The 14,989-nt window shown below is 36.8% G+C and carries 10 protein-coding genes; all 10 read left to right on the top strand.

Features of this window, described 5'->3' with window-relative positions; all coding sequences use genetic code 11:
• Window positions 1-25 precede the first annotated feature (25 nt).
• The 10 genes from IEW45_RS09805 to IEW45_RS09760 are packed head-to-tail and all read left to right on the top strand — an operon-like array spanning window position 26 to window position 14,969.
• Window positions 26-493 (top strand): phage tail protein, encoded by a 468-nt coding sequence (locus IEW45_RS09805; protein ID WP_188621066.1) that lies wholly within the window; start codon window positions 26-28, stop codon window positions 491-493.
• Complete coding sequence (locus IEW45_RS09800; RefSeq protein ID WP_188621065.1) at window positions 483-953, top strand: phage tail protein; 471 nt, start codon at window positions 483-485, stop codon at window positions 951-953. Before IEW45_RS09805 ends, IEW45_RS09800 begins: the two co-directional genes overlap by 11 nt.
• Before the next feature lie 5 nt (window positions 954-958).
• Window positions 959-1,129 carry a DUF5908 family protein gene (locus tag IEW45_RS09795; protein WP_188621064.1) on the top strand — a complete coding sequence of 57 codons (171 nt, stop codon included), beginning with the start codon at window positions 959-961 and terminating at the stop codon, window positions 1,127-1,129.
• 14 nt (window positions 1,130-1,143) lie between these two features.
• Complete coding sequence (locus IEW45_RS09790) at window positions 1,144-1,824, top strand: CIS tube protein (protein WP_229665930.1); 681 nt, start codon at window positions 1,144-1,146, stop codon at window positions 1,822-1,824.
• Window positions 1,824-3,617: a type VI secretion system tip protein VgrG gene (gene vgrG / locus IEW45_RS09785; RefSeq protein WP_188621063.1), complete on the top strand. Its 1,794-nt coding sequence runs from the start codon at window positions 1,824-1,826 to the stop codon at window positions 3,615-3,617. Before IEW45_RS09790 ends, vgrG begins: the two co-directional genes overlap by 1 nt.
• A gap of 13 nt (window positions 3,618-3,630) precedes the next feature.
• Complete coding sequence (locus IEW45_RS09780) at window positions 3,631-3,933, top strand: PAAR domain-containing protein (protein ID WP_188621062.1); 303 nt, start codon at window positions 3,631-3,633, stop codon at window positions 3,931-3,933.
• 2 nt (window positions 3,934-3,935) lie between these two features.
• The gene (locus tag IEW45_RS09775; RefSeq protein ID WP_188621061.1) at window positions 3,936-4,370 is read left to right on the top strand and encodes a GPW/gp25 family protein; all 435 of its coding nucleotides are present in this window, start codon (window positions 3,936-3,938) and stop codon (window positions 4,368-4,370) included.
• Window positions 4,371-4,373: 3 nt separating this feature from the next.
• Complete coding sequence (locus IEW45_RS09770; RefSeq protein WP_188621060.1) at window positions 4,374-8,150, top strand: baseplate J/gp47 family protein; 3,777 nt, start codon at window positions 4,374-4,376, stop codon at window positions 8,148-8,150.
• Entirely contained in the window at window positions 8,147-10,774 is a 2,628-nt protein-coding gene (locus IEW45_RS09765) for a baseplate wedge protein (protein WP_188621059.1), read from the top strand. The genes IEW45_RS09770 and IEW45_RS09765 overlap by 4 nt, the downstream gene beginning before the upstream one ends.
• Window positions 10,764-14,969, top strand: a complete 4,206-nt coding sequence (locus IEW45_RS09760; protein WP_188621058.1) for a contractile injection system tape measure protein — start codon at window positions 10,764-10,766, stop codon at window positions 14,967-14,969. Before IEW45_RS09765 ends, IEW45_RS09760 begins: the two co-directional genes overlap by 11 nt.
• Window positions 14,970-14,989: the final 20 nt, after the last annotated feature.

The following is a 14,989-nucleotide window of genomic DNA, read 5'->3' as shown; positions in this document are numbered from 1 at the left end:
AAACAACTAAAAAAATAAAAACATTATGGCAACAGATGACGGAAGCAAAGAAGGCGCAACATGGCCCATGCCGAAGTTCCGATTTGAAGTAGATCTTGGAACTGAAATGAAAGGCGTGGCTTTCCAGGAAGTCTCCGGAATGGATGTTGAAAATCAAATTATAGAATATCGTAAAAGTAACAGCCCCTTATTTTCTACAGAGAAAATGCCGGGTATTGTTAAGTATGGTAATGTAACCATGAAGCGCGGTGTTTTTGTAAACGACAACACTTTTTGGAACTGGCATAAAGAAATTTCAATGAATACCATTAAAAGGAGAACAGTAATTATAAAACTGCTCGACGAAAGTGGTAGCGTAACTATGCAATGGCAGCTTAATAATGCTTGGCCTACTAAAATTACCAGTACCGACCTGAAATCGGATGGTAATGAGGTAGCTATTGATACGCTTGAAATTGCTCATGAACAACTGATTATTACAAATGGCAAGTAATCAAGATTATCCTGTAGGGTTTTATTTTGAACTTTCCTTTAAGGGAGAGGATGCAGCTTTTCAGGAAGTATCCGGTATTTCAAAAGAATTAACGACCGAAGAAGTAGCCTGTGGCGGAGAAAACCGATTTAAATATCGGCTTCCCACAGCTACTGTCAGTCAAAATTTGGTACTGAAAAGAGCACTCATCCCGGGGGGTACACAGCTTATAGACTGGTGCGCCAGCTGCCTTGACGAAGGACTTGCCACCAGTATTGAAACACACGATGTTTCGGTAAGCCTGTTAAGTGCCGACGGCAGTGTATGTGCCATGTGGACTTTTTATAGTGCCTACCCTGTTAAGTATTCAATATCAGACTTAAAATCTCAGGAAAGTGAATTGGTAATAGAGTCCTTAGAGTTGGCGTATACCTATTTTATCACCTCTCCTGATACTATGTTCGGAAACCTATTTGACTAATTACTATGCCTGTAGAAATAAGAGAATTAATAATAAAAACGGAAGTAAGTACTGCACAGCAGGAAAAAAAGGCTGCAATAAAAGACAGCGATATTCAGCTAATGCGAAAGCAGTTACTGGAGGAGTGCAAGCGGTTAATAGCAACACAAAACAGTAATAAAACTTATAAACGCTAAAAATTTAAGAAGATATGAGCAATGGTAGTTTGGAGTACATGCAGATAACAGGTTATACCGATGAAGGTTTCTCATTGCCATTTTCAGGGCAGCCCTATACCTTTATGGTTAACCCTGATAATATCAAGTGGCAAAGAGGCATTGATTATAACGAACAGCAAGCTCCTAACACAAGCTCTCCTTCTCAAAAATATAAAAGCACCCCTTGCGAAAAACTGAGTTTTGATATTGTTATAGACTGTACAGGGATTATAGACCCCAAGCGTACGGATATGGCAAAGGAAATAAGTGACCTTGAGAAGATAATATATACCTATAACGGTGACATTCACCGCCCGAACTTTGTGAAAGTACAATGGGGAAAAAATATTGTTTTTAAAGGTGTGCTTACTTCAATGGATAGCTCGTATACGCTTTTTAAGCCTGACGGAAGCCCGCTAAGAGCAAAAATATCATTAAGCTTTAGTGAATACACAGACCCTAAAACAGTAGCAAAAGAGGACAGCCAAAAATCACCTGACATTACCCACTTAGTAACGGTTGAGGAAGGTATGACACTACCGCAACTATGCGAAAAGGTATGGAAAGAGGATTCTTATTACATACACGTAGCAAAGTTTAACGGTTTAAACAAGTTCAGGAAACTGAAAGGCGGCAGCAAACTTATTTTCCCACCAATAATACAACCCAACTAATGGCAGCACCAACAATACAATATGGCGACATAGCTACTTTTGACGTTAAGGTAGAAGGCAGCACTATACCAAGTGATATTAGTGTACACTCTATCAATATAGAACAAAAGGTAAACCGAATCAGTTCGGCAAAACTGGTTATACTGGATGGAGATGCAGACACGCAAACTTTTAAAGCGAGTTCATCCTCAACTTTTGTTCCCGGTAATAAAATAACTATTGAGGTGGGTTATGACACCAAAAACAAAACCGTTTTTACGGGTATTATTACGCGCCAAACCGTTCGTATTGATGCTCTAATAGGTTCTGCTTTAGAGGTAGAGTGTAAAGATGAAGCTGTAAAAATGATTGTAGGCAGAAAAAGTCAATCGTATGAAAAACAAAAAGACAGCGACATTATTTCATCTGTAATTGGTAATTATTCAGGTATATCTTCAGATGTTACGGCTACAAGTGAAACACATCCTGAACAGGTACAGTATTATGTAACGGACTGGGATTTTATTATGGCACTTGCCGAAAACAACGGACTTATTATTACTACGCTAAACAATAAAGTTTCGGTATTTAAACCTGATGCTGATACTTCTCCTGTAGTACAGGTTAGCTACGGCGATGGCTTAATGGAGTTTAATGCTGATTTAGAATCGATAACACAGCTTGCCAGTACTAAGGCAAACGCATGGGACTATCAAACTCAGGAAATAATAAGCGGCGAAGCTTCAAACAGTTATAGTGGTCCGGGGAACCTTTCTTCTAAAAAACTATCGGAAGTTGTAGGGCTTTCGGATTACCAATTATTAACTCCTGCCAGTGTCGACTCTGATAGTCTTACCACTTGGTCTAAAGCACAACAAATAAAAAGCGAATATGCCAAGATACAAGGCGAAGCAAAATTTCAGGGAACCAACTTAGTAGAGCCCGGCAAGTATATAACACTTGGAGGGTTGGGTGACCGTTTTAATGGCGATTATATCATCTCAGGTGTAGAGCATGAAATTGCCGATGGTAACTGGCTTACCAAAGTAAACTTAGGTTTACCACAGGGGTGGTTTATAGAGCAGCCTGATGTTGTTGCGCCACCTGCTTCGGGGCTATTACCTTGTACAAGAGGACTTTTTACAGGTACAGTAAAAAAAATGTATGAAGACCCGGACTCGCAATATCGTGTGCAGGTAAATGTGCCTATAGTAAGCGGAGAAACCAGTATATGGGCAAGACTTTCTAATTTTTATGCTACCAGTGGTGCGGGTTCTTTCTTCTTTCCAGAAGTAGGTGACGAAGTGCTATTAGGCTTTATAAACGAAGACCCTCGCTTTCCTGTTATACTGGGCAGCCTGTACAGCAGCAGTAAAATAAAACCTTATGAGGAGCTAGACCCGAACGAGAAGAACTCAACAAAAGCTATTGTTTCCAAATCGGGTATTTATGTTCAGTTTGATGACGAAAATAAGGTGTTTACCATTTCTACTCCCGGTAATAACAAAGTAACCCTTAGCGACCAAGACAAGAAAATTACACTTGAAGATGAGAACAGCAACAGCATAACCATGTCCGAAAGTGGTATTACTATAAAAAGTCCTAAAGACATTTCTATAGAAGCTGACCAAAACATTAAGCTTACAGGAAATATGGGTATAAATGCACAGGCATCATCAGGCGATGTGCAATTAAAAGGGCTTAACATTAAGCAAAATGCAGATGTACAATATTCTGCCGAAGGAAGTGCCAGTGCCAGTGTACAAGGGGGAGCCGAGCTTACCCTTAAAGGTGCAATGGTAATGATTAACTAAAAAAACTAAGATTATGCCACCAGCAGCACGATTAACCGATTTTCATGAATGCCCGATGCAAACACCAGCAGTACCTGCACCTATTCCGCACGTGGGTGGCCCGATAATAGGTCCGGGAGAACCAACAGTATTAATTGGAAAGTTACCCGCAGCACGGGTAGGAGACAGTTTAGTATGTGTAGGACCACCTGACAGTATTATTAAAGGTTCGGCAACGGTAATGATAGGCGGTATGCCTGCCGCACGAATGGGCGATTCTACCGCTCACGGAGGCTCTATAGTATTAGGTTGCTTTACAGTAATGATAGGAGGATAATAATGAACAGTATAGATAATAACAGTAGCCAAATTGAAGAACACTTCCTTGGTTCGGGTTGGGCTTTTCCTGTTCGTTTTTCGGCAGGAAACCACAAACTTGAAATGAGTTGGTATGAAAAAAATGTAAATGATTCCATAAACATCATTTTACAAACCAATATGGGCGAAAGATGTATGCAACCTCAGTTCGGGTCGGGTTTACAGCCTTTGTTTTTTAAAAAGATGAATGAAAACCTGAGGGGGCAATTAATCGATGCTGTTAAAAATGCACTGTTACAACACGAACCCAGAATTACTGTGAAAGATGTAAAAGTAACTTTTGCAGACGAGACTAACGGAATGGTTCAGGTAGATATTTATTACATATACAACCAAACCAACACAAGGCACAACTATGTATATCCTTTTTATGTGAAAGAAGGTACAAACTTATAATACATGCAAAAAATTAATCAAAATAGCGCAATACAAGCTCAAATACAGGCTTTAACTCCCAATCCCGATATGATTGACGGGAGAACGGAGAAAGACTGGCTTAGCTTTATATCTGGTTTTGCGGAGCTGATTAATTTTTATGACGAAAACAACAACCAAAATGGTTCGTGGAAACCTTTTTTACTAAAAGACCCTTTGTTTCTTACCGCAACCATTGCAGGTACACCTTTTAAAAAGTACCACAACCTGTATCGCAGTACCGATAAAAAACTAAAGCTTTATATAAAAAAAGATATTGAGGGGTATAAAACAGCTATTAATTTCAACCAGCTTTTTGACCAGTTATCCGGCATATTCATCCAAATAAAAAGCTGGGTACATTATATGCAGTCTTCTGATGAAGAATATGCACTTAAAAAGTATGTTATTCATCAGGCAAAAAACACACTAAGCCCTTATTTCTGGGCAATTAATTCACTTAGGCAGAACTTATATCTTTCTCAAACCTTACCCGGCATTACACCTGTAGACACCTATCGTTATCCGCTGTATTCAGTATATGAGGAAAAAATATGGAAAGAGAATAAAAGCACAAGCCCGTATTGGGAGGTGCTCAACCTAAAGCATCCTATAGACCAAAACAGCAAAGAAGCTATTTTAAATGCTGTAACTGCCGTAGGGGATATTGTTTTTAAATTCTTCCATACGGTTATACACCATGCTAATAAAGAGTTTGACAACATAAAAAAAGAAACAGGGAGTTATCCTGATACTGTTTTAGTACGCTCGTTTGTAGACCTGCTTAAAATATATCAAAAGGAAGTAAACGGGATAGCCAATAAACATCTTGCATTTTATTACCGAGATATACTAAAACAACAACCCAACAAAGCTATAGCAGATAAGGCTTATATATACCTTACACTGACTAAAAAAAATCCGTTTTTATTACCTGAAGGCACTGCTTTTAATGCGGGGACAGATGCTGATAAGAAACCCATACTTTTTACAACAACAACAGATGTCACCTTAAACCCCGCTACTATTACTGAGGCTTACACTATGAGTGTTTTACCTCAAAAAGATGACTTATATTCTTTACAGTTTAAAAATATAGATACTCCTTCTGTTATAAAGAAAAATGAAGAGGGAGTAATGCAGTCGTGGGAAGCTTTCGGAGAAAATAAAACTTCTCCTGCTACCACAGTAAATACAGGTATTGCATTTGCATCGCCCATGCTGCTTTTAAAAGAGGGTAAAAGAAAAGTAACCTTCACTTTTGAGTTTGACAAGCAGTACAATCTAACTCTACTAAAAAACGCTCGTTATTATTTAAGTACACAAAAAACATGGTTGGAGGTTACTGATATAATTCAGTTCGTTGATTACTCCGAAACAGCACAAAGTTTAGTAGCAGATGTATTACTTGATGACAGCCAACCATCAATAGAGCCTTTTGCATCGCACCCTGACGGCATTGAAAGCTCTTGGCCTATGCTAAAAGTAGTGTTTGAAGCAATTACTAACCCTACTACTGTACCGGTACTCACACAGCTTACTATAGATGTTACCGTTACAGGCATGAAGAACTTTAGCCTGTATAACGACTACGGCGCATTAAGCACTAAAAAGCCTTACCCTCCACTGGGTCCTGTCCCTGCCTATAACAGCAGCTTTATTATAGGCAACAGCGAAATGATGAGCAAGCCTTTAAACACTTGGTATTTTGAACTGAACTGGGACAAACTACCCAAAAATGGATTTGCTGATTACTACGAGCAGTATAATAATTACATAAACGAATATGAGCTTGAGAGCACTAACGGAAATGAAGAAGTTGAAGAGAATAATTCAACTTCACAAGATAACGGGGACAACTGGCTTATAAATGCACTGGAAGCTGTAGGGAAGATACTTCATATCATTGAAAAAAGAAAAAAAGAAAAAGAAGCAACAGAAACCTACAACAACTATTGCTTTACTGTCAAGTTTCAGCAACTTTTTGAAAACAATTGGGTTGATATTGATGTTACCCAACTGGAAGATATTAGTATTTCGAGTGATAATACTATTACCGATACGGCTTACTCTATACCAACCGAATGCACACCTACTGTTACTCCTGAAGGGACTTTGCTGTTTACTACCGAGTATTCTTCTGAGAATGAAGTGTGTGAATTGCAACCGTCAACATTATATAAAAGCACTAACAGCGAAAGGAGTGATAACATACAGCCTGATTCAGATATACAGTTAACACCTTTAAAGTTTTCGGATTCCAGTACTAATGGTTTTATAAGAATGGTTTTAACCGCACCGGAAAAATATGGTTTCGGTTCTGATTTGTACCCGAAAGTTATTGCAGATGTCACTTTAAAAAATGCGGAGATAGTATTTAAAAAAGATGATAAAAATAAACCTTCTCCTACACCTAATGTTCCGTTTGTACCTAACCTAACTTTATTTACAGGGCATTATACGGCATCGCAAACGTACAATTTTGGTGATGGAACTTCTTCAAGCGAGCCTATTGAATGCTTTTGGTACACGCCTTTAAGCAACTATAAGGTTTACGACAGTGCAAACGGTGAGAAAAACTATGAGTTTATAAATAACACAGAAAGCACTAATACTAGCAACGGGCTACTACTTTTCTCTCCGTTATATTATAAAGGCTATATGTTCCTGAAAATGGATAATGTAGTAACATCAAACACGTTAAACCTATATGTTGAAATAGCAACCAGCTATAAAAATGAACTAAAACAACAGCAACCTTACTATTACTATTTCAGCGCGACAGGGTGGAAAGCATTACCTGTAATGAAAGATGGCACTAATAATTTTACCTGCCCCGGTATTGTTACGGTAAACCTACCTGAGGATATGAGTAATAACAGCCTGCTATTTCCTGACAGCAGCTACTATATTGCTGTTGCTGTAAATGACATAGCCCTTTCGCCAACTAACATTATAACTATTACTACTAATGGGGTTTGTGTGCAACGTTCATCAGTGCAAAACAGTGTGAGCATTACCCCGAAGTTGGCAGCAAACAGTATAACCAAACCGCAAAATGCAATACCTGAAATAGCCTCTGTAGTGCAACCCTTTCCTTCGTTTGGCGGTAAGGCAGCCGAAAATGAAAAGCTAATGAACGTAAGGGTTAGCAACCGAATTAAAACAAAGGAAAGAGCAGTAAGCAAACAGGATTTTATACGAATTATTAAACAGCAGTATCCTTTTGTGTATTTCTGTAAACCTGTGTACAACGCTAAAAAAGGAATCACTTATTCATATGTGGTTAAGCATTATGATACAATAACCGATACCAATGCGCTAACTCCTGCTATAACGGTTTGTGAACAGACAGAAACAGATAATTTTTTAGCGAATAAAATCACCGCGTTTACAACGGCTAAAGTGCTCAATTTTGATTTCCAATATGTAAAAGTCATAGCAGACATTGTTATTGGCAGCAACTACGAATGCTATGCAGTACAAAAGGCAGTAAACACAGCCATTAATACTTTTATTTCTCCTTGGGTGGCTTCAACGGAAAAACAGCATACTATAGATACCCCTATAACCAACGATGAAATTTTACACTGCATATCAAAAATTGAGGGAGTAATTGAAGTGAACAGCATCAGCTTCTCAACGTGGACAACAGTAAGCACTGAACCTATTATAAAAAATCAAGCCGTAACTACTGTAAAAGAAAATATGCTGCTGGTTTCGGCAGGACAACATCAAATTACGTGTAACAAAGCTATATGAGTAAAATAAACCACATAATAAACACTCCGTTACCCAAAAGCCAAGACTTTGATTCTTTAAAGGCTGAAGGGTTAGCTTATATACAGCAATATGGGGGTAAAGACTGGACAAACCTAAATGCCAGCGACCCCGGTGTTACTATATTGGAGCAGGTTTGTTATGCCCTTACTGAGCTTGGTTACTGCAATGATTTTTCGATAGCAGATATACTCACAGATGAAAACGGAAAGATAGATTTTGAAAGTCAGTTTTACCTGCCTGAAAACATACTTACCACCGCACCTGTAACTATTGAAGATTACAGAAAGTATCTTATTGATGGTATAGAAGGCGTTGGCAATGCAGTAATAGTACCGCACTATAACGGCGGATATAAAAACTATAAAGTTTACCTGCAACTTAGTGAAACAATCCAAACCAACTTGAATGATAAAACGTACTGCATCAGTGCTCATCAATATTTAAATAAGTGCCGAAACCTTTGCGAGTTGTTTGATGAACCCCAACTGTTAACGCCCAAAACGTATCTGCTGTCAGGTACAATAGAGATAAAAAACGGAAAAGATGTTCAGGAAGTTATAACAACCCTGCAACATCTTATCCGTGAGTATATATTCCCTGATGTTGCACCTATTGGTTACAATCAACTGGTTAACGAAGGAGTTGAAACAGATACTATTTTAAACGGTCCTTTATTACAAAGAGGTTGGATTCCTACTGCTATACTGGGCGATAAAAAGGATTCTTTAAAAGCTTTTGAGATAAGTGCCTTATTGAATAAAATATCGGCTGTAGAAACTGTTTCCAACATTACATTTACAGCAGAAGGCGAAACCTACTCACAAATACAGTGTAAAACTGAAGAAATACTTACTATAGCTATTAATGAGTCTGTAAATAACGGTAGTCTTCAATTTTATTGCAAAGGGAGAAAAGTAAACCTCAACACAATACAAACACCTGAAAAACTACATCTACCCGATGATAATATACTAATGGGCGCCAGTGTGGAAAAACAAACCGAATTACCCAAAGGACGATACCGAGATATTAATTCCTATTACTCCATACAAAATACATTCCCTGATATATACAAAATAGGACCTAATGCCTTAGATAACGATTCTGATAGTTTTAAGGTAGCACAATCAAGGCAGTTAAAGGGCTATTTAACCCTTTTTGACCAAGTTATAGCCAATCAGTTTTCGCAACTGGCTAACGTGGGCAATTTGTTTTCTTTTAAAAACTCATTATCAGGAATACCGTCACAAAGAGAAGAATACTATGCAGTGCAGGATGCTCAGGAAAAAGCAAACCCTGCTTACCCTGTTCCATATAACTGTTTCTCTCCTACCTATTACTATCAGGCATTGTATGATGTTCCACACATAAAACCACTATTAAAAAACAACAATGTTTTTGATTTTGATAATGCAGGGAGTTCACAAAGAGAAAAAGAAGTAAAGAGTTGGCAGGCTTATAAAAATGATCCTTATAACTCCTACATCTGGGGTTTAATGCAGTTAATGGAAAATGAGGATGTAAACCTGCAAAGAAGAAATAGTCTTTTAGACCATTTACTCGCCCGTCACGGAGAGTCACCTGAGCTTATGGACGCTTATATAGATGGTACTGTAATTTCAGGCAACAGCATTAAGGACAAGGTTATTATAAAAAGCCTGTACCTGCAAAACTATAGTTTACTATCGTACAACAGGTATAAAAGTTATAATACAGTAGCAGCAAATAAGGTTTCGGGAATAATCCCTAAAGAAGTTCCTGCCGATTTTGAAGAACAAATTTTAAAAGGCTACAGCAAAGATTTTATATTCAACTCTAATGCTCTTGACTGGGCAGAGAAATTAAGCAGTCGTGACTTTATAAATTATACAGGAATAGAGTTAAAAATAAACTTGTTGTTCGGTCTTAAACTGCTTTACAGGGATTTTATAGCCAACACAAAAGATGAAAAATCAGCCACTAACAGGCTTGCTTTTTGGCTTATAAAACAACGTAAGGGGCTTATATTTTTAGAAATGCCACTTCTTTTAAAAGAGTTGCGTTTCAACATCGTAATAAGCCAAAATCCTGAAAGCGGTTCTCACTACAAAACCAAAGAAGAAGTAGGTTTTGCTACTGTTACCACAGTTGAAAATTACGAGACTACTATTCATCAAAATCATGATAATTTATCTTTACAATTAGATGGCAATGCTATCGATTTAGAAGCAGTAAGTATAGATAATGCTGACGCTAAAAACTTTAAATCCTTAGGAAACAGTAGCTATTATTTCTCAGTATATACTTCCGGTGGAACGGCGGTATATAACACTGAGCGATATGCCAATCTTATTCTGTTGTTTTTACCCGGGTTTATACCTGTTTTAAACGGAAACGATTTTAAAAGCAGGCTTACTCTTTTTCTTGAAAACACCCTGCCATTACAGTGTGCCCATTCCACCTGCTTGTTAGATACAGAAAAACTAACCGATTTAATAGAACAGTTCTCTAACTATCATAATGCCTTATTATTTAATAATAAGAACCTTAAAAGCACCAAACAAAGTGCGGAAAACCTTTTCAGATTTATAAACAATTTAAACCCTTTAGGCGATGGCTGGTAATAACACACATATCATATCGAGCCTGAAATGGGATACTTTGTTTGGTAACAAAGAAAAGGCTTTTGAGTTACAGGAAAAGATAAGCGACTGGAGCAGAATACACATGCAGCGTACTATTCTGGAGGTTTTTGATGCAATATGCCCTCCTGAGCAGACTTGGAGAATAAGCAACTTAGAGCTTAACCTCGGTAGTATTGATTTTGATAATTATGATACCGAAATGGCTGCCCGATTGCAGCAACAATTAAGAGAGCAACTTACTAACCTTATCCTGCAACAGTATAACAGAAAACAAAATATTGAGATACTGCATGAGGACAGCTCGCTTTTACAGCTTATAGAAAACTATCTGCTGTATGGGTTCATTCCATGGACGTATAAATCGGCAAGCGGGTCACTCAACGAAATGCTGAAAGAGCAATTAGTAAACAATGAAGCAGAAACTATAGCACTTATAAAAAGGCTGGGCATACGCCATAATAATGTAAGAAAACGAATAGCATGGCAGGTAAGTGAAGAGAACATTAAACTAATTGTAAAAGGTTTAGAGCCGAGCAACTATACGCACATTACCGATTTCAATCAGGAATTAATAACGGTACAACAAAAAAAGCCAATAATAAAAACCGATTTACGCGAGTTTAAAAAACACTTGTGGTATTGGGTGTTAAACTATCTTTTATCAGAAAAAGGGAGTGTTTTTAACCGACTGGCTTTTGCTAAAAGCAACCTGATACAAATGGCTGCGCACTACAACGTAAGCTATGCCGAATTATTAGGGTTAATTGAAGAGGCTATTACCATAATAGCAGCCAAACACGCGGCTTTAAAACCTGAATTTATAACGAATCTTCAGGCACTGATAAAGGAAAATACATCAGGTAAATCACAGCAAAAAGACAAAGAGGGGACTTTAAGTAATTGGGTAGTACTACAAGAGCAATTAAGTACTTTAAATGCCTTAAAATCTCCTGCTCAAATAAATACTTTTAATGATTTACTGATACAACTTAGTAAAGAGAATTCAGGTAAAGTAAGAGCTTTACTAAACACTACAGTAAAAGATAAAACACTATTAATTGAGAAGCTTAGCCCTATAACTATTGAAATGCTTTTAGGTTTTAGCTATCAACAAACCTCATCTTTCAAATACAGAGAAGTAATCGCAACTATAGAGGCTACTACCAAACAGCTTTCTGTAAACTACAGTAAAGCAGCATTTTTAAAAGATGCTTTAAGGAGTGTAATAACTGACAATAAAACGTTCTCTACTGAGCAACTTTTAGACAGCTATATACAAAAAGTTACTAAGCGTTTTAAAACATCTAAAAGTGCTGTGGTAAGTAAATTGTATTATACCAATGCCGGTGCTGCAACAAAAAGTAAGTCACTTTTAAAACTACAACATCACTTAGAAAAAACAATACAAAAAGAAACTCCTACAGACTTCATTACACTATTCAGGGAACAGTTACTACTACTGGGGAAAGTAATTAATAATATTCAGGGGGCTTCAACCCATGAAAAGCTAATTTTCATTTCTTTAAAGCAAGCATTTTTAAAGAATGTAGCATTAAATCCTGTAGCTGCCTTTAAAGCATTAAAGCAACACCCTGATAAAAAAGAAATCACTCAATGGATAAACTTTTTATTGGATGAGAATTACAGTAAAAAAATACTGAATAAAGTAAGTAAAAAAGCTAGTGAGGTAATAACTGCTATACTTAAAATTAGTAATAACAATACTACCCCTTTAGTTGAAAACCACATTTACACTATTGGTTTACAAGTACTCATCTCTCAAAAAAGATTTGATACTAGGCAGTATACAGAACAACTATTAAGCAAACTTGAAACTTTATTTTATAACAACAATGAACAAAGTTATTTTGATGAGTTGATTACAGCACTACAGCAGGAAAAAGCATTTATAGCTCTTCACTTGCCTATTATACAACAGCACAAAAAGCAAGAACGTAAACAACCTTTACCCTTAATTGAGAAGATCAAATTTATAATCAATACTACTACAAATGAGCAGGAAAAACTGAGCAGATTACTAAACTTACAGTTATCGAAAGCAGCATTTTCAGAGCTTAAAAATAATACGCCTCTTCTTTATAAAAAGTTACTAAACTATCTGCTTAAAGATGCTGATGTATTCTTGCCTAAACTGAGCAAAACCTACACTGCATTTATACAACATTATTTAAAAGGAAGTGCTGTAAGTACAAGTAAACTCAACATTAAACTGGAAGAGTTATTCTTCCAAACACTTATACTTTATCCTGCACATGGCGGTAGCAAAAAGCTATTTATACAGCAGTTTAAAAAGGCCATTTTCTTTACCTACCCTATTCAAAAAGAAATAGAGAAAGAAAAGGAGAAAAGAAAAACACTTCACACACAGAATAATGCAAAAACGATATTTATTACAGGTAAAGAGAGCCTTCCGCTTACTATAGCTGTTAAGTTATTAAAACAGGGTTTACAGCAAGGCAGTAATAAAACGAAATGGAATAATATAAAGTATAATACCCGTACAATTCTTATTAAGGTATTAGAGTATGCTCCAAGAGAAGTACAAAAACTACTTACTGAAATTCCATACTCTAAAGAACGTGCAGACATCATCGCTGACACTGTTAGTTTTGAAAACTTCTCCCTGTGGATATTTCAATCTGCTCAAGGTAAAAAGCAGGAAGAAGCACAATCTTTACAACAGTTATATCATTTATTTTTATCCGTATTATCAGGGTCTAATCTTGAAAAAGCAACAGCGCTATTTTGGTCTGCACTATGGGATTTAGCAGCAAACAAAAAAGGTAGCACGCAAATTTTTAATGATGTATTCAGCCTACTAACCAAGCTAACACCAAAAGGAAGTACAAAACATATAGAAAAGAAAATAAGGGAAAGTAATAGCTATTCAACACACACCATTAAACTAGTAGCCAAGTATTTTACTATAAATAGTGCCTATAATAGTACTTTCGGCACTTTCTATAAAACATCAGGTGTATTATTAAAAGCTAAACGAAAAGGGCTGCTGTACACGCTTGCCAAGCATTTAGTACAATTTGGACAATTATCCTCATGGGCAAAACCTACGGAACAAAACGATAAAGAAAGTATAAGTACAGCACTTAACACGCTTATACAGCAAGAACCTTTTACTTTTTTATTAATTATAAAACAAGAACCTATTGCCGAAACACAATGGCAATGGCTACAGCAAACCATCAACTTTAAAACATTGGTAAAAGCAGCAGGAACACTTAGCCGAAATAAAGAAACTATACTTCAACTGGTTGAACAATTATACTACAACCTTGAAGCGATAAAACTAAAAAGTATTAGCTACAAAAAGCTGCAAAACATAGTATTCCGAAAGTTTATTACAGCATGGAGAAGCGGAAACTGGCAAACACTTTCTGCAAAACAAATATGGAATGAAATATTCTGGGAGTGCCAAACTAAATACGGTATAAAGCCACATGTTTTAATAAAAGAGTTTAAAACTGTTCCTTATGCCTTACCTCCTGCCCTTTTAGTTTCTCTACGGGAAACCGAAAAGCACTATCAGGAAGAACAAATGCGTAAATCATCGACTACTAAAAACCTAATCAATATGGCAGATGAAAAGAAACCAGCTCCGGATATAAACCAATCTGCAAATACAGATTCAAGAGAAATGATACCTGTAAAAAATGCGGGAATGGTTTTATTAAACAACTACATTTTAATGCTGCTCGACAGGCTTGGGCTAACGCAAGATGGCAAATTTAAAAATGAAGAATATCAGGAACAGGCAGTACACTATTTACAATACTTAGTTACAGGCTTAGAATATACCGAAGAGTTTTTACTGCCTTTAAACAAACTGCTTTGTGGCATTCCTTTAGAGGCACCTATTACCGATGGCTTTAGTATTAAAGATGATGAAAAAAAACTGATAGAAAGTTTACTGGAAGCTGCTATAAACTACTGGGCAGCTATAGGAAAAAGCTCTATTGAAGGATTAAGAGGAAACTTTTTAGTGCGTGACGGTTTACTCTCGGAGACAGAAGACAGGTGGGAGCTTAAAGTAGAAAAAAGACCTTATGATATACTAATAGCACAATCACCTTTCTCTTTTTCAATAATAAAATATCCATGGATGAACAAGCCCTTACACGTTACATGGGCATATTAAAATACTTTGATTATGAAACA

Source organism: Flavobacterium suaedae, from assembly GCF_014642915.1.
Classification (GTDB): domain Bacteria; phylum Bacteroidota; class Bacteroidia; order Flavobacteriales; family Flavobacteriaceae; genus Flavobacterium; species Flavobacterium suaedae.
The sequence above is the reverse complement of the archived record's forward strand: the minus strand, read 5'-3'. Positions and strand labels throughout refer to the sequence as shown.

What these genes read in the sequence shown, in the direction of transcription:
- IEW45_RS09765 (WP_188621059.1), top strand. Translation starts at nt 8,147, where the DNA reads ATGAGTAAAATAAACCACATAATAAACACTCCGTTACCCAAAAGCCAA.
- IEW45_RS09775 (WP_188621061.1), top strand. Translation starts at nt 3,936, where the DNA reads ATGAACAGTATAGATAATAACAGTAGCCAAATTGAAGAACACTTCCTT.
- IEW45_RS09800 (WP_188621065.1), top strand. Translation starts at nt 483, where the DNA reads ATGGCAAGTAATCAAGATTATCCTGTAGGGTTTTATTTTGAACTTTCC.
- IEW45_RS09780 (WP_188621062.1), top strand. Translation starts at nt 3,631, where the DNA reads ATGCCACCAGCAGCACGATTAACCGATTTTCATGAATGCCCGATGCAA.
- IEW45_RS09770 (WP_188621060.1), top strand. Translation starts at nt 4,374, where the DNA reads ATGCAAAAAATTAATCAAAATAGCGCAATACAAGCTCAAATACAGGCT.
- IEW45_RS09795 (WP_188621064.1), top strand. Translation starts at nt 959, where the DNA reads ATGCCTGTAGAAATAAGAGAATTAATAATAAAAACGGAAGTAAGTACT.
- IEW45_RS09760 (WP_188621058.1), top strand. Translation starts at nt 10,764, where the DNA reads ATGGCTGGTAATAACACACATATCATATCGAGCCTGAAATGGGATACT.
- vgrG (WP_188621063.1), top strand. Translation starts at nt 1,824, where the DNA reads ATGGCAGCACCAACAATACAATATGGCGACATAGCTACTTTTGACGTT.
- IEW45_RS09805 (WP_188621066.1), top strand. Translation starts at nt 26, where the DNA reads ATGGCAACAGATGACGGAAGCAAAGAAGGCGCAACATGGCCCATGCCG.
- IEW45_RS09790 (WP_229665930.1), top strand. Translation starts at nt 1,144, where the DNA reads ATGAGCAATGGTAGTTTGGAGTACATGCAGATAACAGGTTATACCGAT.